Annotated in this window: 26 protein-coding genes; 8 read left to right on the top strand and 18 right to left on the bottom strand. The window is 28.8% G+C overall.

Features of this window, described 5'->3' with window-relative positions; translation table 11 throughout:
- The 4 genes from BZ132_RS00665 to BZ132_RS00650 form a co-directional block, all read right to left on the bottom strand.
- A partial coding sequence (locus BZ132_RS00665) for a hypothetical protein (RefSeq protein WP_286940102.1) occupies positions 1-275 on the bottom strand: 275 nt, incomplete at its 3' end.
- Positions 276-314: 39 nt separating this feature from the next.
- Entirely contained in the window at positions 315-689 is a 375-nt protein-coding gene (locus BZ132_RS00660; RefSeq protein WP_011405738.1) for a metalloregulator ArsR/SmtB family transcription factor, read from the bottom strand.
- A 172-nt stretch (positions 690-861) separates the two neighbouring features.
- On the bottom strand, positions 862-1,764 hold the full coding sequence (locus tag BZ132_RS00655) for a hypothetical protein (RefSeq protein WP_011405737.1): 903 nt from the start codon (positions 1,762-1,764) through the stop codon (positions 862-864).
- A gap of 36 nt (positions 1,765-1,800) precedes the next feature.
- The gene (locus BZ132_RS00650; RefSeq protein ID WP_011405736.1) at positions 1,801-2,463 is read right to left on the bottom strand and encodes a DUF5612 domain-containing protein; all 663 of its coding nucleotides are present in this window, start codon (positions 2,461-2,463) and stop codon (positions 1,801-1,803) included.
- Positions 2,464-2,848: 385 nt separating this feature from the next.
- Here BZ132_RS00650 and BZ132_RS00645 point away from each other — a divergent pair, with 385 nt between their 5' ends.
- Entirely contained in the window at positions 2,849-3,889 is a 1,041-nt protein-coding gene (locus BZ132_RS00645) for a hydroxymethylglutaryl-CoA synthase (protein ID WP_011405735.1), read from the top strand.
- 32 nt (positions 3,890-3,921) lie between these two features.
- A complete protein-coding gene (locus tag BZ132_RS00640; protein WP_011405734.1) occupies positions 3,922-5,082 on the top strand; it encodes a thiolase domain-containing protein in 1,161 nt (386 codons plus the stop codon).
- A gap of 49 nt (positions 5,083-5,131) precedes the next feature.
- On the opposite strand, the gene BZ132_RS00635 is transcribed toward BZ132_RS00640, so the two are convergent.
- The 12 genes from BZ132_RS00635 to BZ132_RS00580 form a co-directional block, all read right to left on the bottom strand.
- Positions 5,132-5,635, bottom strand: coding sequence for a hypothetical protein (locus BZ132_RS00635; protein ID WP_011405733.1), 504 nt, complete (start codon positions 5,633-5,635; stop codon positions 5,132-5,134).
- A gap of 193 nt (positions 5,636-5,828) precedes the next feature.
- A complete protein-coding gene (gene thsA / locus BZ132_RS00630) occupies positions 5,829-7,445 on the bottom strand; it encodes a thermosome subunit alpha (RefSeq protein ID WP_011405732.1) in 1,617 nt (538 codons plus the stop codon).
- Positions 7,446-7,711: 266 nt separating this feature from the next.
- The gene (locus BZ132_RS00625) at positions 7,712-11,068 is read right to left on the bottom strand and encodes a hypothetical protein (RefSeq protein ID WP_286940097.1); all 3,357 of its coding nucleotides are present in this window, start codon (positions 11,066-11,068) and stop codon (positions 7,712-7,714) included.
- Positions 11,069-11,237: 169 nt separating this feature from the next.
- Positions 11,238-12,257, bottom strand: a complete 1,020-nt coding sequence (gene mtaA / locus BZ132_RS00620; RefSeq protein ID WP_011405730.1) for a methylcobamide:CoM methyltransferase MtaA — start codon at positions 12,255-12,257, stop codon at positions 11,238-11,240.
- A 497-nt stretch (positions 12,258-12,754) separates the two neighbouring features.
- On the bottom strand, positions 12,755-13,285 hold the full coding sequence (locus BZ132_RS00615) for a phosphatase PAP2 family protein (RefSeq protein WP_011405729.1): 531 nt from the start codon (positions 13,283-13,285) through the stop codon (positions 12,755-12,757).
- Positions 13,286-13,324: 39 nt separating this feature from the next.
- A complete protein-coding gene (gene asd / locus BZ132_RS00610) occupies positions 13,325-14,374 on the bottom strand; it encodes an aspartate-semialdehyde dehydrogenase (RefSeq protein ID WP_011405728.1) in 1,050 nt (349 codons plus the stop codon).
- Positions 14,375-14,389: 15 nt separating this feature from the next.
- Positions 14,390-15,211, bottom strand: a complete 822-nt coding sequence (gene dapB, locus BZ132_RS00605; protein WP_011405727.1) for a 4-hydroxy-tetrahydrodipicolinate reductase — start codon at positions 15,209-15,211, stop codon at positions 14,390-14,392.
- 15 nt (positions 15,212-15,226) lie between these two features.
- The gene (gene dapA, locus BZ132_RS00600) at positions 15,227-16,120 is read right to left on the bottom strand and encodes a 4-hydroxy-tetrahydrodipicolinate synthase (protein ID WP_011405726.1); all 894 of its coding nucleotides are present in this window, start codon (positions 16,118-16,120) and stop codon (positions 15,227-15,229) included.
- On the bottom strand, positions 16,117-17,343 hold the full coding sequence (locus BZ132_RS00595) for an aspartate kinase (protein WP_011405725.1): 1,227 nt from the start codon (positions 17,341-17,343) through the stop codon (positions 16,117-16,119). The genes dapA and BZ132_RS00595 overlap by 4 nt, the downstream gene beginning before the upstream one ends.
- A gap of 558 nt (positions 17,344-17,901) precedes the next feature.
- A complete protein-coding gene (locus BZ132_RS00590) occupies positions 17,902-18,084 on the bottom strand; it encodes a 30S ribosomal protein S17e (protein WP_011405724.1) in 183 nt (60 codons plus the stop codon).
- 39 nt (positions 18,085-18,123) lie between these two features.
- The gene (locus BZ132_RS00585; protein WP_011405723.1) at positions 18,124-18,414 is read right to left on the bottom strand and encodes a chorismate mutase; all 291 of its coding nucleotides are present in this window, start codon (positions 18,412-18,414) and stop codon (positions 18,124-18,126) included.
- Between the two features lie 11 nt (positions 18,415-18,425).
- Positions 18,426-19,343, bottom strand: coding sequence for a shikimate kinase (locus tag BZ132_RS00580; RefSeq protein WP_011405722.1), 918 nt, complete (start codon positions 19,341-19,343; stop codon positions 18,426-18,428).
- Between the two features lie 197 nt (positions 19,344-19,540).
- Here BZ132_RS00580 and BZ132_RS00575 point away from each other — a divergent pair, with 197 nt between their 5' ends.
- From BZ132_RS00575 to BZ132_RS00550, 6 genes are all read left to right on the top strand, one after another.
- Positions 19,541-19,795, top strand: a complete 255-nt coding sequence (locus tag BZ132_RS00575) for an MJ0307 family thioredoxin (protein WP_011405721.1) — start codon at positions 19,541-19,543, stop codon at positions 19,793-19,795.
- Positions 19,796-19,956: 161 nt separating this feature from the next.
- Positions 19,957-21,099: a cobalt-precorrin-5B (C(1))-methyltransferase CbiD gene (cbiD, locus tag BZ132_RS00570; protein ID WP_286940088.1), complete on the top strand. Its 1,143-nt coding sequence runs from the start codon at positions 19,957-19,959 to the stop codon at positions 21,097-21,099.
- Positions 21,100-21,103: 4 nt separating this feature from the next.
- Positions 21,104-22,165 carry a glycosyltransferase family 4 protein gene (locus BZ132_RS00565; protein WP_011405719.1) on the top strand — a complete coding sequence of 354 codons (1,062 nt, stop codon included), beginning with the start codon at positions 21,104-21,106 and terminating at the stop codon, positions 22,163-22,165.
- A 32-nt stretch (positions 22,166-22,197) separates the two neighbouring features.
- The gene (locus BZ132_RS00560) at positions 22,198-24,282 is read left to right on the top strand and encodes a DEAD/DEAH box helicase (RefSeq protein ID WP_011405718.1); all 2,085 of its coding nucleotides are present in this window, start codon (positions 22,198-22,200) and stop codon (positions 24,280-24,282) included.
- Between the two features lie 5 nt (positions 24,283-24,287).
- Positions 24,288-24,773: a DUF2115 domain-containing protein gene (locus tag BZ132_RS00555; RefSeq protein WP_052273648.1), complete on the top strand. Its 486-nt coding sequence runs from the start codon at positions 24,288-24,290 to the stop codon at positions 24,771-24,773.
- Positions 24,774-24,806: 33 nt separating this feature from the next.
- Positions 24,807-25,154, top strand: coding sequence for a hypothetical protein (locus tag BZ132_RS00550; protein WP_011405716.1), 348 nt, complete (start codon positions 24,807-24,809; stop codon positions 25,152-25,154).
- A 10-nt stretch (positions 25,155-25,164) separates the two neighbouring features.
- On the opposite strand, the gene BZ132_RS00545 is transcribed toward BZ132_RS00550, so the two are convergent.
- Both BZ132_RS00545 and BZ132_RS00540 read right to left on the bottom strand, forming a co-directional pair.
- Positions 25,165-25,470, bottom strand: a complete 306-nt coding sequence (locus BZ132_RS00545; RefSeq protein WP_011405715.1) for a DUF2098 domain-containing protein — start codon at positions 25,468-25,470, stop codon at positions 25,165-25,167.
- A gap of 35 nt (positions 25,471-25,505) precedes the next feature.
- On the bottom strand, positions 25,506-26,126 hold the full coding sequence (locus BZ132_RS00540; RefSeq protein ID WP_048059794.1) for an L-threonylcarbamoyladenylate synthase: 621 nt from the start codon (positions 26,124-26,126) through the stop codon (positions 25,506-25,508).
- Positions 26,127-26,136: the final 10 nt, after the last annotated feature.

Below are 26,136 nucleotides of genomic sequence, written 5' to 3'. Positions count from 1 at the left end.
TGTTCATGGTTGTGTTCATGGTGTGTATTACCAGTACAACAGTCGTCTGCACAGTCACATATTTTATCTACTTTAGTATCAACGTTGTTATGTTCATATTCTTTGAAATTTGTTTTTTCTTGGAAGTTTTTTAATAGATCCTTATTGTAGTGAGCATTTTTTTCACAATGAACCATTTCACAATTGGGATCCATACATATGAAATTAAAATGTTCTGGATTAAAACATTCCTCATTTTTACAATCAGGATCATAACATTTATTATTGTGTTCCATTTATACACCTTCTAAAAAAATAATTATCTTATACCTTATTTATTCTAATACATGTTCTATTCCTATTTTTAATATTTGTACAACATGTTTATCTGCTAGAGAGTATCTTGCTTGTTTTCCTTCTTTTGTATATTTTACTAGATTTTTACTTCTTAATGTTCTTAGTTGATGTGATACTGCTGATTGACTCATATTTAATATTTCACATATATCACATACACACAAGTCTTCTACAGACAATAATGATAGAATTTTAAGTCTTGTTGGATTTCCAAAGATTTTAAATGTCTCAGATAATTCCATGTATGTATTTTCACTCATTAATTGTTCTTTTGCTCTTCTTATTGGTTTTTCATGTAATACTGTTATATCACATGTGTCATCTCCGACATTGAATAAGTTATCTTCTTTCATCTCAACCACTCCTCATATGAATATTTGTTCATATGTACATATAAATATTGTTATATAAAATATCAAAATAAAAATCAATTAAAATAAAAGTTAAAAAAAAGAAAAAGAAATAAAAAATTCTTTATATGAAAAATATTAATCTAAAAAAATCATATTTATCATATAAATATACCTAGTCAATTATTTCAGAATTTCCATCAGTTTGTGTACTGTTATTTAAATCTGATGAGGAATTATTATTTGAGGAATTAACATTACTTGTATTTTGTGAGGTGTCATTAGTAGTTGTGTTATTTAAACTATCATCTAAATGTTCAAAGTCGAAGTTATCAACAGCACCTATCACATCCCCAATCTCACTAGATGTTCCATTTGTATTGTATTGACTAGTCATATAAACTACTGATGGAATGTTATTTGAAATTAAAGGTATTGACACATACCTTGCATATGTATAACTACTTGGTGTGTATACTCCAACATCAGTATTGTTTGATATAGCTGTAACTACTTTCTTAGATGTGTAGGTGTCCTCTGATGGTACAAATACAAATGAGTTAGAATCTGAAACTCCATGAATATCCATAGAGAAATTATAGTTGTTGCTAATTATATCTGGCACTACAGATTCATCAGCTAAAGCTTCAGTTTTATTGTTTAATGTAAGGTTATTTGAATTATTAGTAGTGTTATTTATATTTGTATCATTTGTTGGTTCAATGACGTATATATCATATGCATATTTTAGATTTTTTGAATTTTCAAGTGTTGAAACAACAACATTTGAAGCCGGAGTTTTCACATCAACCCCTACAATCAAAGCCACATGAATATCCGATGTTTTATTACCATAACCTGACATCTTAGTAACAACACCATATGAATTATTAACAACAACAGACTTCTCAATAGGATTTACCTCAGCTGGGGGTGCTGTTGTATTATTTTCCACAGGCTCATTATTTGATGAATTTCCATTTAATGCTACAGTTACACCCATTATAATAACAACTGCAATAACCATTATAATAATCAGTCGCAGAGGATTAAATCCTCTAGGTTCTGGATCATACATAATATACCTCCAAATTATTTATTATATTAATTTAATCTAACTTTTCAAGAATTTATTATCAAGTAGTACATCATCATATGAATCAATATCAGAAATTAATTTAACAGCCATAGCTCCAGCCTGAACAGGATCATTAACAACTAAATCAACAACCGAATCTAAATCACCTAACATATCAATTGAAACTATTTTAAGATCATTATTATTTTCCTTTAACTTAATAATCTCATCAGTAATTAAACCACCCATCATACTACCTGATAAAACCAAAGCATTGATTCTTGGAAGTTTATCTAAAGAATGAATTGCTTCTTGAATTTCAACTCCACCACCAATAATCATACCATCAACACTAATAGTTTCACCATGAGCATTATGTAATTCAGCTTCCATAATACCACCCTGTAGTGTTTTAGCCATTATTTCTCCATCACCAACAACTATCACACGTTTACCAAATGTTTCATAAAGTGTTTTATGAGCATGAACTTCCACAACATTTGGAATATTAGAAATATATCTAAGAAGATCACTCATATCATCTACACCAGTAATCTCCATATATATCTTTCCAAAATTATCTTCAAGAAATAGATGAGTATAGATTATATTATAATTTCTTTCATATAACTTATCTGCAATACCATGTAATACTCCTGATTTTTCTTCTGTTTTTATAACTACTGCTACAGTACTCATTTTAAAAAGTCCTCACCATTACAAATTAAATATTATATTATATTATATTCTTCTATAAATAAGAAATTACTGTTTTTTCAAAATAAAAAAAAATAAAACATGAAAATCTCATAAACTTAGAAATAAAACTAAAAAATAAAACAATGAAAAAAATAGATTTAATATATAAAATACCCACCAAACAGGAAAAAATAAAAATCCATATTTATAATATAACCTATTGAACTAGAAAAAAATAACGTAAATATATTAACTTGAATAAACTAAAGTTTAATTAATACAGATAAAAAAAATAATAGAATCTAATATAAAATTATCTATATATAATTTAACTGTAATTACAGAAAGAAACTATTATTGAATATAATATTAGTAAGGTGATAAAATGACAGGAATCGTTGGATATGGAGCGCATATCCCCTCTTACAGAATAAAAGTAGAAGAAATTGCTAAAGTATGGGGAGATGACCCAAAATCTATTTCAAAAGGATTAGTCGTAAATCAAAAATCAGTACCAGGACCAGATGAAGATACTATTACAATATCAGTAGAAGCTGCAAGACGAGCTTTACAACGAGCTGAAATAGATCCTCAAGATATTGGTGCAATCTATGTAGGATCAGAATCACACCCATATGCAGTAAAACCAACCGCAACAATAGTCGCAGATGCAATAAGAGCATCACCTAACTTAACAGCAGCAGACTTAGAATTTGCATGTAAAGCAGGAACTGCAGGTATACAAGCTGCAGTAGGACTTGTAAAATCTGGAATGATAAAATATGGATTAGCAATAGGTGCTGATACATCACAGGGAGCTCCAGGAGATGCTCTTGAATACACAGCATCTGCAGGTGGAGCAGCATATATTATTGGTGAAGATAACACTATAGCTGATATTGAACACACATGCAGTTTTACAACAGATACTCCTGACTTTTATAGACGTGAAGGACAAGCATATCCATCACACGGTGGAAGATTCACAGGTCAGCCAGCATACTTCAAACATGTACTTGGAGCAGCAAATAGAATGTTAGAAGAAACTGGAACTACTGCTAAAGATTATGATTATGCAGTATTCCACCAACCAAATGGAAAATTCTATATAAGAGTTGCAAGAAAACTTGGCTTCACAGAAGACCAATACAAACAAGGTCTATTAACACCAAATATTGGAAATACATATTCTGGAGCAACACCACTTGGTCTTGCATCAATTCTTGATATAGCAAAACCTGGAGATAAAATCTTCGCAGTATCCTATGGATCAGGAGCTGGAAGTGATGCATTTAAAATCACTGTAAATGACAGAATAGAAGAAGTTCGTAACAATGCTAAAACCTTAGAAGAAATTCAATCAAAAATAACCTATGTTGACTATGCAACATATGCTAAATTCAAAGGTAAAATAAAAATGAACTAAATACAAAGACAATAAAATAAGGAGGAAAAACTATGAGAGATGTCGCAATAGTAGGAGTTTCCCAAACAAAATTCGGAGAATTATGGGAAAAATCCTTTAGAGATTTAGTTGTAGAAGCTGGAATAGATGCCATACGCGATGCAAACATGAATGGTGAAGATATTGATGCAATGTACATTGGTAACATGACTGGTGGATTATTTGTAGGACAAGAACATATAGGTTCTCTAATAGCAGAACACTCAGGATTAACACCAATCCCAGCAACAAGAGTAGAAGCAGCATGTGCTTCAGGTGGTCTTGCTCTAAGACAAGCAATAATGGCAGTAGCATCAGGTTACTATGATAGAGTTATGGCAGCAGGAGTAGAAAAAATGACTGATGTTGTAGATGCTACACCAGCAATTGCAGCAGCAGCTGACCGTGAATGGGAAGCTCAACAAGGAGTTACATTCCCATCATTATATGCAATGATGGCAAAAAGACACATGTACGAATATGGTACAACACGTGAACAAATTGCAGGATTTGCAGTACTTGGACATAAAAATGGTGCTCTAAATCCAAAAGCACAATTCCAAAGAGAGATTAGTGTAGATGCAGTACTTAATTCAACAAAAGTAGCATCACCATTAAATATTTTAGATTGTTCTCCTGTATCTGACGGAGCTGCAGCAATTATTGTATGTCCAGCAGATGAAGCACATAAATATACTGATACACCAATTTATATAAGAGCATCTACTCAAGCATCAGCAACAATAAGTTTACATAACAGAAAAAGTTTAACAACCATCCCATCAACAATATTTGCAGCTAAAAAAGCATATGACATGGCTAATTTAACTCCAAAAGATATGGATATGGCAGAAGTTCATGATTGTTTCAGTATAAATGGATTAATTGCAATTGAAGATCTTGGTTTCTTTGAAAAAGGAAAAGGTGGACAAGCAATTGAAGATGGTCTTATAGAAAGAGATGGAGACATAGCTGTAAATCCATCTGGTGGATTAAAAGCAAGAGGACATCCTCTAGGTGCTACTGGTATTGCACAAGCTGCTGAAATTACCTGGCAACTAAGACAAGAAGCAGGAAAACGTCAAGTTAGTGATGCTACCTCTGGTATTACCTTAAATATAGGTGGTACTGGTGGAACTGCAGCAATCCACATACTATCTGTAGATAGAAAATAAATTCCCCCTTCTCACCCTACTTTTTTTATAAAAAATAGTTTAAAGAAGATTAACTGTGTAGTTTTGTAAATTCATCTTTATAATTATTAAATCTATGAATAAAATTATTTAATTCCTTATCATATTCATCTAAAACTTCTTGAGGAGCTTCTAATTCCATGGAATATCCATCAAAAAGAAGTAGTTTTATCTCTAGTAATGTGAAAAATTCTGAGGATAATGTAATTGCAAGATTAATAAATTCATCACATTCATAAAATGGATCCATAAGTAAACATTCAATCATTTCCTTTGTTTCTAAAAATATTGGAAATTCATGTACTGCTAAATCATTTGAATAGAGATTATCTGCTACTTTTTCATATGATTCAAGAATTAAATCTATAATTTCCAGTGCAATTGTTGTTGATAAATCATCAGATTCTGATTGATCCATATTCCAGAATGTTATAGGTGTAATATTTCTTAGAGATTCTAGTAAACTAATAATTAGTCTATTATATTCCTTAATGTCACCAAAGAAAATTTCATTAAAATCTAAACTTTTTTCCATAAAACTCCCCTTAAAAAATTAAATTCAAAAGCTTTTTCTTATAATTGTAATCTGTTAAAAATAAAATATAATGTTATGTAAATTAAAATAAAAAAAAGTAAGTTCATGAGTCTATCATGAACCAATCCTTATAGAGACTAATATATCTCTCTAACTCATAGGTAATTTAACTAATATAGATTATAATCTATATTTACATTGGAGGCATTCCGCCCATACCCATATCAGGTGCTGGTGCTCCAGCTGCTGCACCTTGACTTGAGGATGCTATTACATCATCGATTCTTAAGATCATTTCAGCTGCTTCTGCTGCAGATTGTATAGCTTGTTTTTTAACTCTTTGAGGTTCAATAACTCCTGCTTCTTTCATGTCAGTTACTCCACCTTCAAATACATTTAATCCCATGTATATTGAATCTTCGTGAGCTGCTCTTAAATCTACTAAGGAGTCAATACTGTCGAGACCTGCATTTTCTGCAAGTGTTCTTGGAACTACTTCTAATGCTTCTGCAAATGCAGTTACTGCTAATTGTTCTCTTCCACTTATTGTTTCTGCGTAGTCTTTTAATCCTTTTGCAATTGCTATTTCTGGAGCTCCTCCACCAACAACAACTTTACCGTCTTCTACTGTGGAAGCTACTACTCCTATTGCATCTTCTACTGCTCTTTCAATTTCATCTACTACGTGGGAAGTGGAACCTCTTAATAATAAAGTTACTGCTTTTGGATCTTTACATTCTTTTACAAAGATCATGTCATCACCAGATACTTTATCTTCAGCTACTAATCCTGCATCTCCAAGGTCGTCTGCAGATAAATCTTCGATGTTTGTTACGATTTTTGCACCAGTTGCTTTTGCTAATTTTTCCATGTCAGATTTTTTAACTCTTCTTGTTGCTAATATACCTGCTTTGGATAAGTAGTGTTGTGCTAAGTCATCGATACCTTTTTGACAGAATAATACATTTGCTCCAGCTGCTACTAATTCATCAACCATTTCTTTAATCATGTTTTCTTCTTGTTCAATGAATGCTTGCATTTGTGCTGGGTCAGTAATTCTTATTTCTGCATCTACTTCTGTTTCTTTTACTTCTATTGCACTGTTAACTAATGCAATTTTTGCACCATTTATTTCTGATGGCATACCAGGATGTACTTTTTCTTTGTCTATGATTACTCCAGATACTAATTCTGAATCTTCAATAGCTGCCCCATCTTTAGATTCAATTTTTATTTGTTCTGAATCTACTTTACCATCTTCAACTACTTGACTTACTGCTCCTACAATAAGTTCTGCTAATGGTTCTCTTGCTTTTTCTGTTCCTTTTCCTGTCATTGCTGTCATTGCAACTTTTAGAAGAGTGTCTTTATCATCAGCATCAATGGATATTTGATCTAATAATTCTATTGCTTTTTGAGCTGCTTGTCTGTATCCTAATGCAATGATTGTTGGGTGGATTTCTTGGTCTAATAATTCTTCTGATCTTTTGAGTAATTCACCAGCAATTATTACAGCTGTTGTTGTTCCATCTCCAACTTCGTCTTCTTGTGTTTTTGCTACTTCTACTAACATTTTTGCTGCTGGGTGTTCAATATCCATTTCTTTAAGGATTGTTACACCGTCGTTTGTTACAACTATGTCTCCAAGACCGTCTACTAACATTTTGTCCATACCTTTAGGACCAAGTGTTGTTCTTACTGTTTCTGCTAAAACTTTTCCAGCTAAAATATTATTTCTTTGTGCATCTCTACCTAAGTTTCTTGTTGTTCCTTCAGGTAAGATAATTAAAGGTTGTTGTTGTTGTGCCATATATATTACCTCTATTAAATTATATTGTTAATATTAAATTATGGATGTAATCCATATTTTTTCAATTTTTTTAGTTTAAATTAGTTTTCATTAAAATATAAATTTTTATAATCAGTCTATATTCATAAATGGGTTTAATCTTATATAAATACTTTGTGGTATTATTCTGTATAACATACAGAAAAATATAAAACAATCAAAAAATACATTAAAACAACAGATAAGTAAATTAAATAAAAAAAAGATGATAAAAAGAAGAATAAATATTATTTATCTTCACCAATTTTTACCCATATGATTTTATCTCCATCACGGGCACGTTGATAATATCCACGTTTTTCAAGTGCTTTAAGTGTTTTTGCAAAGTTTTCCTTCTCAAGTGCAATGAAACCTAAATCTACAATATAATTATACAATTCAGTAGCACTCATAGCATCAGGTAACAAGCGATATATTTGTGATTGGAAACTTGTTAAACTAGGTAATGGTTTTGCTACTAATACATCAAAGTACTTTTTATACTGTTCATAACTTGCAATTTGTGCATCTTTATCATTAAGTTGTTCTTTTAATTGACTAATTTGTTCAATTTTCTTCTCATTTTCTGTTTTAAATAACTGAGCTTTTTCCAAATCAGCATTTAAAGATGTGATTTGTTGTTGATAATTAGCCATCATATCAGATTTTTCAACTTCTAACTCATTTATACGTGGTTTTAAATCTTTAAATTCGAGTAATTGAGTATTTTTCTCAGATAATAATTTCTTATGATCTTCAATATCCTTATTTTTACGTTCAATAAGTTCTTTAAGTTCAGTTATATGTGATTTATCTGTATCCAATTCCCTTACATTTTCTTGTACTTCTTGTTCTTTAAGTGCTAATTCATCATTTAATTTTTCAATTAAAGTATCATTCTCTTTTATTTGACTTGAAAGATCATCTAATTTATTTAATTTAAGATTAGATTCGGAAATTTCTTCTTTAAGATTAGATATTAATGTATCTTTTTTAGATAAATCATCATTTAATTCTTCAATATCATCATTTTTAAGTTTTATTTTATTTTCTAATCTATTAATTTGCTGATTAATATCTTCAATTAATTCATCTTTTTTAGAAATAACATCGTCTTTTGCCTGAATTATTTCCTCACATTTATTGAATTGTTCCTTATTATCTTCAAATTTAAAGGATAACACTTCCAAGTCATGATTTAATGAACCTACATTCTCTGTTAATTCATCAATTTTATAATTTCTTTGACTTAATAATGATTTTAATCTACTTATTTCTTCATCTTTTTCATTAACACTATTTTTAAAGTTATCTTTCAATTTAAATATTTCATCTTCTTTAGAACGTATTTTTTCATCAATAACCACAGAATTTTCAGATAATTTATCATTCAATTGTTTTATTACTTCACGAGATTCCTGAACTTTATTTCTTAAAGTCTTAATTTCATTATTTTTAGATAAAACATCATTTTCATGAGATTTAACTATTTTATTTAATTGAGAAATCTCAATATCCTTTAATTCAAGTTTCTGAGGTAATGCTGCAATTTTATCATTTTTATCTTGAACATCTTGTTTAAGAAGATTTATTTGTTCTTCATTATTTCTTTTGATTTCTTGGAATTTCTTCTTAAGAACGTTATAATTTGAATCTTTATCTTTAATAATAAGATTTAATGAATTATTTTCTTGTTCTAATTTATTAAGTAAGGAATTTTTACTATCCAGGGAATCTTCAAGATATTTCTTTTCAGTAAGTATCTTCTCATTTTCATTTGTAAATTTATCTAGAGCTTCATTTAATTCATTTATTTGTTTAGATGAATTTTTACGTAATTGATTATAATCTAGTTTTAATTTATCAAATTCAGCATCTTTAGTATATAATTCTTTCTTAATAGATTTAATTTCTTGATTTGTAGCATTATTTATTTCTGATTCTTTTTTACTAAAGTCAAAAGAATCAAGTTCTGATTTAAGTTCAGATATTTCATTATCACGAGTTGTTAATGTTTTTTCAAGTTCAGCTATTTTTGATTCAGATGCTTCATTTTGAGATGTTAAAGATCTAATATTTAAATCCTTTTCATTTACTTGTTCTTTAAGAGAAGATAATTCATCAACATCTACTTGAGATTTTTCTAAATTATCATAATTATCTTTTAATTGTTGATATTTATCCTCTAATTTAGAATAATCCATATCTTTTAATTCAATAGTTTTTTCTAAAGATTTGAGTTTTAAAACATCATCATTCAAATCACCTACTTTTAGCTGACTATCTTGTAATTTGTTATTTAAAGTTGTGACATCTTCTCGAGATTGTGCTAATTTCTCAGATAAATCCTTAATTTCATTTTCATTCTGTGCTAATTTCTCAGATAAATCATCTACTTCTGTTTGATTCTTAAGTATTGTGTTTTTTAATAGATTAACTTCATTTTCACTTTGTGATAATAATTGTTCTTTTTCTAAGAGAGTATTTTTAAGTTCCTTGTTTTCACTGATTAATTCAAGGTCAACAGTTTCTGATACATCAGATTCCTTAAGATCAATTGACTCATTTAATTTGGCGTTTTCATTTTCTAATTCAATTATCTTAAATTCATTTATCTTATTTGTATCTTGTAAACGCTGATATTTAGATCTTAAATCTATTAATTCATTAGATTTTTTTGTAATATCTTCAATTAAAGAGTCTAATCCTTGTTTATCAGATGTTACATTACCTTCTCTTAGACTGTTATTCTCATGTTCTAAAAATGCTATTTTAGACTCTAAATCAGTGATTTGTGCTGTTAAATCCTCTGATTTATCCTCTGAACTATTTTCTTTAAGGGCAGCTACTTGTTTTTCAAATTGTAAAATTTCTAATTTATACTTTGAAATTTCATCTTCTTTTTGAATTAAATCTTCCTTAATACTACTTACATCTTCATTTTCTCCGAGTTTTTCATTTAATAAATCAATTTCTTCCTCATATTTCTTTATTTTTTGATCTCTTGAGGATACTTCCATTGTTAATTGATTTTTTAAGATAGGAATCTCTTTTAATTCAACAGTTTGTTTTTCAATAATTGATTTTAATTGATTTACTTCTGTCTGTGAAGATTCACTCTGTAATAATGATTTTTCTTCTTTTAGACGATTAATTTCTGCAAGATAATCATTTGAATTATTAGCTGCTTCTTCAAGTTCTGAGATGGTAGTTTTTTGTGTTTGAATTTTATCTTCCAATGCTTTTATTTGATTTTCATATTTTGACAAAACCATTTCATTTAAAGAACTTCCAGAATTTTGAGATTCTACTTCTTTAATTTGCAAATCCTTTTCTTTTAGTCTAGTTTCCATTTCTTGTAATTCAAGTTCCTTTTCTTTTAAATAAGTGTCCTGTTTATGTACTTTATCTGTTAGTTCATTTATTTTTGCTTGAAGATTAGTATTATTTGATTCTGATTGTATTAGTACATTTTTAACTACTTTATTTGATTTAATATCCTTATTTTCATCGTTTAATTGTTCTTTAAGAGTATTTATTTCTTTAAAACAAGATTTTACTAATTCTCTCAACTCTTCTGATTCTACATCCTTTAAAAACGCCATTGTGATCACTAGTTATATATATTAAATTTAAACTTTTAAAGTTTTTTCTTTTAATGAAAGAGACTTAAATAGAAAAATTAAAACATACATATTATCCAAAAAAAAGTTACATAAATTCCATATACTATATATGAAAAACAGGAAAAAAAATAAAAATAAAGAAGAATGATTATATTCCAAAGAATTCATTACGGGCATTAACCATTGCTTGTATATTTTCTAAAGGACTACTTGCTGCTATACCACAACTAGGAGCTACTACATCAACTCCTTTTTCTAATGCTTCCAATACTTCCCCTCTTACTTCTTCAGGAGTTCCCCTAAATAGAGTTTTACTTGTAGATATATTTCCACAAACCTGTGTTTTATCTCCAAGTTCATGTTTAACTTTCTGAGCATACCTCATATCAACAGCTTCTTCAATACTTATACCATTATATCCACAACTAAGCATGTCCTTAAGTATACCTGCTGTATGACCACAAATATGTAGTACATTTTGTGATTTCATAACTTCCTGAATATCCTCTAATGCAGGTACTGATAGTTGTGCAAAATCCAGCGGACTAAGTAAATCACCAGATGAAGTTGGATCTGCCACACATATAACTTCAGGTTTAACTTCATTTAACTGTTTAATATATGCTGAAACTGCTTCTGCTGCTATTTCTATTGCATCCTCTACTGCAAATAAATCCAAGTTAATCATTTTAAGAATATCTTCAACTCCTATTAAATGACCTGCCACTGTAAATGGACCTGTTATTCCAACACATACTGGTAGGTTATCATATCGCTCATGTAATATTTCAACTGCTTCACATATAACAGGTATACGTCCAGATGTTTCAAAGTTATCAGGTATTTCAATATCTTCAGGTTTTTCAAATGGGGATTTTACAACCTCTGGTGTTCTTCCACCATAACCTAAGTCAACTTCACAACCCATTGATTCTGCTTCAACTGCTAGACAAAATGGAATTTTAGCATCTTCTAATCTGGCAAGTTCATATAATGAAGCTCCAAGTGTTGCCATTTGTTCTGGATTTTCATGTGCTTGAGGCCATGAGGTTCCTGTTCTTTCCATTGCATCTAATATCCCTGACTGAGTTACTGTTACTACTGGAGCAATATCAGTTTTTTTACCATTTAATACATCCCTAAGATTTTTTGTATAATTTATATTCATTGTCACCACTTATCCCCTATTGCTTAATACCATTAATGTAGGGAGTAATTTTCTTAAAATACCACCTACTTAACTACAATTAAAGATTTAAACAATTATATATAAGCGTATTCATTATTATTACAAAAAAAATAAAAAAAGCATAAGATTATACATAATAACCAAATATGAATTTATTAATATAATTTTTAAAATAAAACATGAAAAAAGAAATCAATGTTTAAAAATATTTTAATAAGATATACAAGTAATAAAACTATTCATTTAAATTTACTTAAAAAAAAGGTAAAAAGGTTTAAATAAATAAAATAAACTAAAACATTCCTTATAACTAATAAAAAAATATACTCAAAAAATAAAAACATTTATTAATAATAAAACATAAATTATTTTTAGAATAGAAGAAAAATAAAAATTAATTTCATAAATAAAGTTCTATTAAACTCATATTTCTTAATATTCCAAAAAATAACTATTTTTAAAAAGAAAATAATAGATTAAATATTATTAATTTTAAATCTCCTCGAGAATATATTAAAACAAATAAAAGCCAATAATAAACCAATAATATAAGCTCCCAATACATCTGAAGGATAATGCATGCCAAGATACAATCTAGTTATACCAATAATTAAGGGACAAATCAAAAACAAATCAAGATGTCCATATGATTTACCCAAAATATATGATAAAACAGTCATATTAACAGTATGTCCTGACGGAAAAGAATAATCCCATTCATGACCAATAACAACAAGAGATGATAAAACATCGTATGGTCTTGGTCTCATAACACCTAACTTAATAATTTCAATTACAAAAAATGAAACTAAAAGTGAACATACAAGAATCTTAGATACTCTTTTTCCTTTTAAACCACCAAATAAATACAACAACAATGCAACAAACAATCCAAAATATAACAGTCCCCCATATGAAATACATATCATGATACTATCAAGTAGAGGTGTGTGTATTAAATGATTAAAAAAATATAAAATCATCAAATCCAAAGAATATAAAGACATGACAACACCACAAAAAAAGAAAAAAAAGTGAAAACTCATCTATAAATATAACTCAGAAATCAATTGAGCATTAAGTATTGATGCTCCAGCAGCACCACGAATAGTGTTATGACCAACAAGAGTATATTTGAAACTATTATCAAATACATCTTCTCTTACTCTACCAACAGATACACTCATACCATGACCTGCATCTCTATCCATACGAGGTTGAGGTCTATCTTCCTCTTTTCTCACAATAACAGGTTGTTTAGGTGCAAAAGATAGATTTCTTTCTTGAGGTAATCCTCTAAATTCAGATAATGTTTTTTCAATATCATCTACTGTAATATCTTCCTCAAATTCTATTGAAACTGATTCAGTATGACCATCAACAACAGCCACCCTATTACATGAAGCACTTAATGGGAAATTTGCCCTATCTACAAGCCCACCATTGACTTTTCCAAGTAAATGTAATGTTTCAGATTGCATTTTTTCTTCTTCTCCGCCAATATAAGGTATTAAATTATCCACAATACCCATTGATGGAACACCATTGTATCCAGCACCACTAACAGCTTGCATAGTAGTTACAGAAACTCTTTTAAATGTATATTTATCAAATAATGGTTTTAAAGTTAAAGTTAATGCTATGGTTGAACAATTTGGATTTGTTACAATACATCCATCCCATCCATTAATATCCTTTTGTAGCTCCATCATTTCAAGATGTTCAGGATTAACTTCCGGAATTACTAGTGGAATATTTTCTTTCATACGATTTACACTAGCATTGGATGCAACAATATATTTCTCTGCAAATGCTGCTTCTACAGGTTCTGCAAGCTGAGCAGGAAGAGAAGCAAATACAAAGTCTACATCATCACTAATCTCATCAGGATTCGTATTAACAATTCTCATATCCCTTACTTCTTCAGGAATAGGAGTTGTTTGATGCCAAGTAACAGCATCTTCATATCTTTTACCAGCAGATTTCTCAGAAGCTGCTACATTCACTATATTAAAATCTGGTACTTGAGATAATAACTGGATAAAACGTTGACCTACCATTCCAGTTGCACCAAGTACACATACATTTCTTACCATGAAAACACCTACTTATTATAATCCCAGTACATCAAACATGTCTGCAATATTTTTATCTTGTTTAGAACTTTGGTAGTTAATTGCACGAATTACACCATTTACAAATGCTTGTCTTGTAGATGCTCTGTGAATTACTTCTATTCTTTCACCATCACCACAGAACATTACAGTATGATCTCCTACAATATCTCCACCACGTACAGCATGTATTCCAATTTCATTTTCTGGTCTTTTACCAACCATACCTTCACGGCCATAACATGCTTTTTCCTTAAGATCTAGATTAAGATTTTCTGCTACTATTTCTGCAGCTCTTTTTGCTGTTCCAGAAGGTGCATCTTGTTTGTTATGATGATGTGCTTCTACAATTTCAACATCGTATTCATTACCTAAAATTTTTGCAACTTGTCCTACAATTTCAAAGAATACATTCACTCCTGTGGCCATGTTTGGAGAAATAACTGCTTTAATATCATTATCTTTAATAGCTTTATGCATGACATCTAATTGTTCATCATTTAATCCTGTTGTTCCAACAACAACATTTACACCACATTCAGCACAAATTTTAACTGTTTCTACTGCTGCTTTAGCTATTGTAAAGTCAACAAGTACATCTGGTTTAACTTTTTCTAATTCAGTTTTTAAGTCTTGTGAACCAATTATTTCCACACCCATTGGACCTAAACCTATTTGTTGACCTAAATCATTACCTGCTAGAGGACTATTTGGCATTTCTATTCCCATTACTACTTCCATATTATCTTGTGCTTGTACAGTTTTAATGATTTTAGAACCCATATTTCCTGCACAACCTGTAACTGCTACTCTTATCATGTATTACACTCCTTTTTATATTAAGTTATTTTCTTTAAGAATCTCTTTTAATATTACTTCATTTTCATCACAGATTTCATTTATTGGCATTCTAAGTCCACCAACATCCATACCCATAAGGTTAAGTGCTCTTTTTGTTGGTGCTGGACTTGCTTCAATAAATAGAACATCCATTAAATTAAATAATTCATTTGATAAAGTTCTTGCTTCATCATAATTTCCATTTAATGCATTATTTACCATTGTTGATGTTTTATTAGGCATTATATTGGCCACTACACTAATTACTCCTTTAGATCCCTGAGATATCATAGGTAGAGTTAATGAATCATTACCAGACAATACTGTAAAGTCATCTAATAAATTTTCAGAATTCAACCTACTAAATACATGAGCCAATTTATTTAAATCAGGATTTGCTTCTTTAATTGCTACAATATTATCTAATTTAGCAAGATTTATTATGTTATCTACAGATAAATCCACACCAGTTCTTGAAGGTACATTATATGCAATTATTGGCATATCACATTGATCATTTAATAATTTAAAATGATTATACAAACCACTTTGTTGAGGTTTATTATAGTATGGTGTTATAACTAGTGCTACATCTGCACCAGCATCTTTAGAATAGTTTACTAAATCCAGTGCTTCAGATGTTGCATTACTACCAGCACCAGCAATTGTAGTTACTCTACCATTTGCTTGATCTACCATTATATCTATTACTTTTTGATGTTCTTCTAGTGTTAATGTTGCTGATTCACCAGTTGTTCCTGCAGCAAGAATACCATCAACTCCTCCTTCTATTAAAAAATCAATAAATTCCCTATATTTTTCTTCATTTATTGTGTTATCATTATTAAAAGGTGTTATCATTGCTACATGTGTTCCTTCTAAATTCATTGTAAAGTCTCCTTAATTAAGTCATATGCCTTATCACCATCGTTCCAATCTACAAATACAACAACTGCTGTTTGACTAGATGATAATTCAACAATATTTATTTCATTTTCATGTAATGGTTTTGTTATACTGGCTATAATGCCTGGTGTATCTATAAAATCATGACTTACCACAGAAATCATTGCAATTTTCTGACCTAAAGAGATTGAACTTAATGTATCTCCACCAATAACTAGATCATGTAGTTTTTCATGAGCTTTTATGGCCTCATCCTCTTTGAAAAACAAAGTTATTGAGCTTTCACCAGTAGATATGCCATATATATTTAATTTATTTTCACAAACCTTTTGTGTTATTTGTGCTATAATACACTGTTGATTCATTAAATTTTCGCCAACAACTGCAAGAACTGATAATTTATCATCACATTTTGTAATTGTAATAACATCATATTCTTCATGTGCTGGACCTATAATATCAGTTCCCTGCACTCTTAAATCTCCATATTCGAAACTTATTATTTTTGCTTTTATATTAGGATCTTTGTATCTTAAAGCATTAGGATGTAATACTTGTGCTCCATAGTTAGCTAAGTCTATCATTTCTTCAACGGTGATTTTATCTAATTTTCTAGCTGTGTTTAATTTACGTGGATCGGTAGACATTACACCCTTTACATCAGTAACTATAACAACTTCATCAGCACCTAAACAATGTCCTATTAAAAATGCTGATACATCACTTCCACCCCTTCCAAGAGTAGTTACAGAACCATCAACATCACATCCTAAGAAACCACAAACCACCGGAATTATTCCCTGATTTAATAATTTCTTTATATACTTTGTTACACGTTTTTGAGTTTCTTTTTTATCAATTTTAGCATTTAAATAGTTACTATCTGTAATTACAGGCCATTTTTCACTAAATGGATCTATAAATTCTGCTTTGACACCTAATGATTCTATTGTTGCTGCCATTATACGTACACTTTGCATTTCACCCATGCTTAATATGCCTGCTAATTGTTTTTCTGTTACTAATTCGCCTATTGATTCATTTACTAATTTAATTGACTCATCAGTAGTTTTATTAATAGCAGATACTACTACCACTACTTGATTTCCTTGCATGTATTCATTAACAACTGAATTAGCTGCTTTATAAATTCTTTCACCAGAACCAACTGATGTTCCACCAAATTTTGCCACAACTATTCCCATAAATTCACCTTTATTATAATATATTATTTTTTTTATTGTTTTATTAAAAAGATTATAACAATAAAGTATTCTTAAAAATATATATGATTTTATAGTATTAAAATAATATGATTAATTTAAGAATCTTTAAATAGAATCATGCAAATAAGTAGAATTCATATTTAAAAAAGAATAACATCCAACATTAAAATATAACAATATTCTTATTAATCAAACATGATTTAATTATTTACCAAATAACATAATTTTTAAGACTATTTTTAATTAAAAAGAGGTATATATCTTTTTAAAATATAAATAAATATAAATTAAAGATAGGATAATTATTTCAAATAGTTTATTAGGAAAAAATTGAAGATAGAACTGAAAATATACTTTTTTCAAGTAGATGATTTTTAGTTCCCATATTTTTAGAACATCCACTTATTTTAACTAATTATAAAATAAATTCTACTAAAAAAAGAGATTAATTAGAACTACTTGCCCCAAAAAAAGATTACTTATTCTATATAAAAAGAGTTTCTTTAATAAAAAAAAATAAAAAGATTTAAAACAAATCTATTGTTCTAATAAATGAGTAGCATATCCTGCAATTTGGTTTCTTAAGTGTTTTGTGGACACTGTAGAATATTCAGCTACTACTTGTTTGTTGTTTTCAAAATCACTATTAAATTTATCTCCGTGTAATTCTAATAATTCTTTTGCTGTTCTTTTAACAAATGTAGTTCTTATGTTTCCCATAATCAAACCTCCTATTTTATACATGAAAAAAAATTAACGTTAATCTAAATATTTTTTTTGCTCTTGTTTACTCATCTCAACTAGTATTTCAAAGATTTCAATAATTTTTTCCTTATCAACATCCCTACTAGCTAAGAGATTATCTATTTTATCGTGAATAATATCTTCTCTTGCTGTATCTAATAAATCTTTATTAAGAGCTTTCTTAGATATAGCTATATCATGAGCAAGAGATGTACGTTCAATAATTAAATCAATTATCTGTTCATTCAATACATCAATTTTATCCCGGGATTTATTTAATAAAGTTTTTGCTTCCTCTACATCCATATTATCACTTATTACCCTATTACTACAGATCCCTTATTATCAGGACTTGTTTCTACTAATTTACCCTCATATTTTGAAAGTGCACTTTTAATTTCATCAATATCAGATAAATCATCTACTAATATAGAATATGCAGAACCAGTGCCTGATAATCCTGCAGCTTTAGCTCCAGATTTTAATGCATCAATGGATATTTGACTATCTAAATTCAATGCTGCACAAAATAAGAAGCCATTTAAGGTTAGAGCCTTTTCAATATTCTTTTTAATAGCATTTTCAAATGCCATTTCCACAAGTGGTGCTAAAGTTTTCATAGCCTTAACATCAGACTGTGCAGTATATAAAGATTTGTTTGGTATATATATTAATACTTTCTGATAATCAACAATATAATCATGTAAAATTTTTCTCTCATAATTATCAGTTATTTTCCAACCACCATAAAATGAAGCTGAAGCATCGTCATATGACCCAGTTTTTGTAACACCAACTTCTAATGAAGCATCAATTCCCATGTTAAGCAAATCTTCATCTGTTATATCTACATCATCCCTTGAAAGATTAGCCTCAGATAGTAATTCCATTAATGTAGCATATACTATTGAATTAGAAGCTGCACTACTACTTGATAAACCTGAACCTGGAGGTATGTCTGATTTTGTTTCCACTTTTAAAGTAATATTTTTTAAATTAAAAATATCAAATTCTCTTAATTTATAATATACCTTTTTTACACATAAATCCATAAGAGAAGTATCCATATCAGGATAATCAAGACTTTTACATTTACATTCAATATCTTCCTTTGCATCATGATTTAAAACTCTTACATCTGAGGTTACATATAATTTTATACCAAAAGCTGAACCTTTACCCATACTAATTGCATTTATAACTGTAGCAGATGCTGGAGAACGTACCTTAACCATAGTATCACTAAAATTTAATATATATTATAATCTATTGATTATTTTAAGTTATTAATTTTATTATAGAAAATATTTACACAAATTTCCTCTATTTTAAAGACTAAAGAAAAAATATATTCTATTTAAAAAAAAATAAAAATATATAAATATTAACACATATCATGATAATAAGTAAAAGATAAATGGAGATATAAAAAATGACTATAAAATTAGAAGTATTTACATCACTTTCATGTCCATACTGTCCTATGGCAGTAGCTGCTGCAGAAGAAGCTGTTAAAGAATTAGGAGATGTTGTAGATTATGAACATTTAGATGTTAATGAAAATATGGATAAAGTTCAAGAATACACTATAATGTCTGTTCCTACTGTTGTAATTGATGGAGAAGTTGCATTTATTGGTGCTCCTTCTACAGAAGAATTAGTTGAAAAATTAAAAGAAAAATTATAAATGATACTTCTTTATTTTTCTTTTTTAAAACCTCAAAATCTTTTTTTAAAATAATCTAGTTTTACATATTTAAAAAAAATTGTCCTCTAAAAAAAATTTCCCTAATAATAGAAAAAAATGTTAGATATTATATAATATATAATAATACTATAAGAGTGCTTATGAATTTAAAACTCACTTCAATTAATGGGGGATTAAAAATAGAAGTTCATGAAAATTCAAGTCAAAAGTCTGGAATTACAACAGGAAGTGTGGCTACAGCTGCAAGTGTAGCAGCTCTACTTAAGCTTGTTGATAAGGCTCCAGATATTGTTAAAATAACAGCACCAACAACTACGTTAACTGTTGAAATAGAAGATACTTCTTTTATTGATAATAACACTGCAAGGGCTATTGTTAAAAAACCAAATTATAATGATCCTGATGTAACAAGAGGTATGGAAATTATTTCTGAAGTTACATTAACTAATAATAGTGGTGTTATAGAAATTACTGGAGGAGATGGTGTTGGACGTGTTACAAAACCAGGACTACAAATTCCAGTGGGAGAGTATGCAATAAATCCAGTACCACGTAAGATGATTAAGGAAAATATAATGAAATATTTACCTGAAGATAATGGTGCAATAATTAAAATCATAATACCTGAAGGTAAGAAAATAGCTCCAAAAACCATGAACAGTAGATTAGGTATTATAGATGGAATTTCCATACTTGGAACTACAGGTATTGCAAGACCAATGTCTTCAAAGGCATATACTGACTCTTTAAGAGTACAAATAGATGTTGCTCTTGCTAATGGATATAAAGATCTACTTTTTGTTCCAGGAAATATTGGAACAAGAATTGCAAAGGAAAAATTAGTACTAGATGAGGATGAAATTATTGAGATGAGTAATTTTGTAGGTTATATGCTTGAAGAAGCCCATAAAACTGGAAAAATACGAAGTATAACCTTATTTGGTCATGCAGGAAAGTTAATTAAAATTGCTGCTGGAATATTTAACACCAAGCAAAGTGTTGCAGATGCAAGACGTGAGATTATGACTGCATATGCAGGACTTGTAGGTGCTAATAAGAAAACATTACATGATATATATAATTGTATTACAACAGAGGATGTTATAAAGATTTTAGATGAAAATAACATTACAATAGAGGTTTTTGAATTAATTGCTAATAAGATTGTTGAATTATGTAGTCTTAAATATGAAGGTATAAAGTTTCATGCTGTTATTGTGAAAATGAATGGTGAAATATTAACGCCAAGTCACATACAAAACATCCCATTTAATAAAAAGTGATTCCATGAATATTTGTATTATTGGCCAATATCCTCCACAAGTAGGTGGTGTTGCCACATATACTAAACAATTAGAAGATACTCTCACAAATAAGGGACATAACGTCTATGTTTTAACTTATTCTAGTGATTGTTCCAGAAAAGATAATGTTTTTGAGGCTAAAACAATTAACATTCCCCTACTTCGAGGAATTAGTTTTATTATTTCAAGTTATTTTATCTTAAATAAAATTGTTGATAAATATAATATCGATATAATACATGCAAATTATCTTCTTCCACAGGCATTTGTTGCCACATTAATTCATAAGGATGTAAAAATCGTTGCAACTGCACATGGATCTGATATTAATATATTACCAAGTAAGATTTTTACAAAACCCCTTATAAAATATACTCTAAAACACTTAGATAATGTGTATTTTGTAAGTGAAAAGTTACAAAAAAAAGCATTAGCCTTAAATATAGAAGGACTTATAGAAAAATCCCATATAACACCAAATACAGTAGATACAAATAAATTTAAGCCAATAAGTGATGATAAAAAAAAACTATACACTAAATACAAAAAGCCATTGGTGATGTTTATAGGAAATCTTGTGGTACAAAAGGGATTAAAATACCTTTTAAAAGCTAAAGAAATATCAAAAACAGAATATGTTCTCCTAATATATGGAGATGGACCTAAAAAAGAAGAATTAAAAGAATATATCAACCAGCATAACATTAAAGACATATATCTTATGGGAAAAACAAATATTCCTGAGAAAATAATACCTGAATCTGATATCATGGTACTTCCATCCATATCTGAAGGAGCAAGTATTGTGGCTCTTGAGAGTATGTCTTGTCAAAAACCATTAATTGCTACAGACACAGGTAACATTCAAAGTATCATAACAAACAATGAAAATGGAGTAATAGTACCAGTAGCAGATTATGAGAAGTTAGCTAATGCTATTGACAAATTAGTAGATGATGAAGATAAAAGAAACACTTTAGGTAAAAATGCACGAAAAACTATAGAAAGAGATTATAGTCAAATGAAAATTCCATACATAAATTGAGCATTTCATAATAATATAAATAGGGTGAATAGATGAGCAAAATAGATTCTAATATTGAAGAAATAATGAATAAATGTTATCCATACATAAAGGAGTATAATCCTGCACAGAAGGCTGTGATAGATTCAGGTTATCTTGAAAATAATGATAATTATATTATATCAATACCTACCGCTAGTGGAAAAACTGTTCTTGGTGTACTGGCAGCACTGAAAGTACTACTACATGGTGGTAAAGTAGTATATTCAGTACCACTACTATCTCTACAAAATGAGAAATATAAGGAATTTAAGGTATTTGAGGAATTTGGATTTAAAGTAGGTAAACATCCATCTAGATGTGATATTGCAGTTATGGTTTTTGAATCATTTGATGCTTTGACTAGATTTTCAAGAAATACTCTTAATGAAATTGATTTAGTAATAATTGATGAATTTCACATGATTGGAGATTATAGTAGAGGACCTACACTTGAATGTGCAATTACAAGACTAAAAGAAAATAATAAGAGTATGAGAATCATTGCATTATCTGCAACACTTAAAAATATGGAAGAAATTTCTCACTGGCTAGATGCAAACGTTGTAGTTCATGATTATAGACCTGTACCCCTACACAAAGAAGTTTTATGTGCTGAGGAATTTGGAACTAGTGATAAAAACAACATAGTATTTAAGATACTTAATGATTCACTTAATGATTCATCTCAAATGTTAACATTTGTATCAACACGTAGATTTACAGAATCACTTGCCCAGAATATGTCTAAAAAAATAGCAAAACATATACCTGATGGTAAAAAGGAAATTTTTAATTCCATTGCAGAAGATGTGTTAAATGTTTCAATAAAAAAGAATTCACAGCCTACAGAAGTATGTTATAAGTTAGCAGAATGTATAAGAAATGGAATTGCATTTCATCATGCAGGACTCTTTGATAAACAAAAGGAAATTATTGAAGAAGAATTTATAAATGGTAATCTTCTAATGATAACAGCAACCCCTAGTTTAATGTATGGTGTTAACTTACCATCAAAAAATGTTGTAATACGTGATTATACTAGATGGACAGAACAGGGACAGACAAACATACCAGTATTTGATTATGAACAAATGTCTGGAAGAGCAGGACGTCCAGGATTTGATACAGAAGGATACTCCTATCTTCTTGCAAAAACATATGATGAAGCATTTAATCTTGATGAATACTATGTTCATGGAGACATAGAAGTAACAAATTCTAAATTAATTGATAATGAAGATGCTGTTTTAAAACAGATAATTACCCAGATTTCAAGTGGATTTGCAAAGGATATGGATGATTTAATAGATTTCTTTAATAAAACATTCTATGGATTTCAAATATCACACACTTATAATGATATGAGTTTTGGATTTTCAGGGGAGACTATAAAATATGAAATTTCAAGTGCTCTTGAATATCTTATACAAAATGGTATTATAAGATTAACTCCTTCAGGATTTCAAACAACACCCCTTGGTAGTTTAATATCAAGAAGTAATTATGCAGTGAAAACTGCTGTTAAATTAAAAGATTATGCTAATATGATTGATGAGGAATTTAGTGTTGCAAATCTCATATATGAAATATCTAAAACATCAGATCTACCTAAAATTAACACGAAATTCAGGGCTAATAAGGATAATATCAAGGAAGTTCTCACAAGTAAAGGAGTTTTTGTTACTTTCATATCAAATAATGAAGCTACAGCAGCTAGTTTACTTGAATGGATTAATGAAAGGAAAGAATATGAAATTGAGAATTATTTAAAAGTATATGCAGCATCAACTAGACGTGCTAGTTATGAGGCTTCAAGTCTTGTTAAATACTTCTATAATATTTGTGATGTTCTTGGAAAATATAAACATTTAAATGAAATTGATAAGTTAAGTTCCAGATTATACTATGGTGTTAAAAAGGATTTATTACCACTTGTTACTGGAGTTAAACGTTTAGGTCGTCAACGTGCACGTAAAGTTGTAGATATATTTGGTAATAATTTAAATGATGTTAAAATAACTGAATTAACACGTATTGATGGTATTGGTGAAGTTACTGCTAGAAATATTATAGAATTCTATAATAATATGGAGTAGATGGTATGTCTTGTGTTTGTGAGAATATGAAATATAACACATTAAAAGAAATATTAAAGGAAAAAATAAGAGAAGTTACTCTTCAGGAATTATATGATTTATCATTTGAATTTAATGAAGATACTAAATATCTTCCCAGAGAATATAAAAAGAAATATATTGAATCTGTACTTAATGTTATAATCAATAGATTTAATTCTCTAAAAAATACACAAGAAAACTTCGAAGGTGAAGTTACAAAAAAAGAAGCCAGTGAAATTAATAAGATTCTTACAAAAACCAATAACAGACTTACAGATGCATTGAATGTAATTGTAGTGTATGCTACCTATCTTAAAAGAGAACCTATTCATCTGCCTGGTACTGAGTTTCCAGGAATGCAAAGTATTTATACTGATGGAGAGAATTATTATTGTCCCATTAAAAGATATCATATAGATAATGATAAAGCATTGTGTAGGTATTGTGTTGCAAAAGAAACTGATATATAAATAAGTCTTAGGTAAATAGGATATGTGATTATTATGGTTTATAATATTCTTAATGAGAAAATAAAAAAAAGTGAACAAATAAAGAATGAACTCATAAAAAAAGGAGTAAAAAATCTAAATCAAAAATTAAAGAATGATGACTATAAAATTGATAACATAATTGATAAACATTCACTTAGTGATACATACCATAATTTAATTAATTCCAAGGATAAAATAGATTCTAGATTTCAGTCAAATTATAATAAAACATACCATTCAGTTGATGTTGAATTATATAAATTAAATAGAAAGATAGATAATAAGATACGCCTTGTAAATAAGGACTATGAAACTAAGAAAGAAAAAATAGAATTAAAGCTTAAAAAGAATTTATTATGATGTTAGAGGATTATCCTCCTCCAACAGCATCATCCCCTAACTCTGCTGATATATGTTCATCTATTTGTTTTTTAATATCATCAACAGATAATTCCTTATCTTTTTCTTCTTTTATTTTTCGTGAATATTTTTTATCTGTTAGTTCTATGTATTGTGTATTGTACCATAGTCTTGTTAATTCATCAACTTGTATTAATACCCATGAACCATCATCATCAGTTTTCATATCTAAAACTTCACCAATTGTTCCAGTATTAGCATAGATTATATATGAACCAAGTTCTATCTTATTTCCTCTCTTATCAGTAAATGTCATATAATACACTTCCTCTACTTTAATTATAATTATAATTAATATAAATCAATTTTCAATATTTTATTTATTAATTCATTATTCTTATGTTGTCTTATTATTTTAGGGTTTTGTTGTGTTAGGTCTATTATTGTTGATGGTTGATTCTTTATTTTTTTACCACAGTCTATGTAAATATCAATATTATCACCTAACTGTTTTTTTATATCTGTTATGTTGTCTGGTGTTTGAATATTTGAAAGATTAGCACTTGTACTTGTGATTGGAAAATCCTTTGTTAGACTATGTGTTATTTTATTATCAGGTATTCTTATTCCAATAATATTTGTATTTGCTGTTAGTATATCTGGTATATTACTTTTTTTTCTAAGAAGTAAGGTGTATGGTCCAGGTAGTAATTCATTTATTATATGTTCTATTTCATCTGTTACTATTGCTACTTCTTTTACTTGTGTTATATCATGTAAACATATAGAAATAGGCTTATCATACGATCTTTTCTTAGTCATATACACTTTTTTCACGGCATCAATGTTATTTATGTCTACACCAATTCCATAAATTGTGTCTGTAGGATAAACTACTAATTTTCCTTGTCCTAACATAGAACGAATCTTATTTAATTCATTTTTATTAGGATTATCTACTATATACACCATTTCCATCTAC

The organism is Methanosphaera sp. DEW79, from assembly GCF_003266085.1.
Classification (GTDB): Archaea; Methanobacteriota; Methanobacteria; order Methanobacteriales; family Methanobacteriaceae; genus Methanosphaera; species Methanosphaera stadtmanae.
This window is presented reverse-complemented; position numbering and strand designations above follow the sequence as displayed.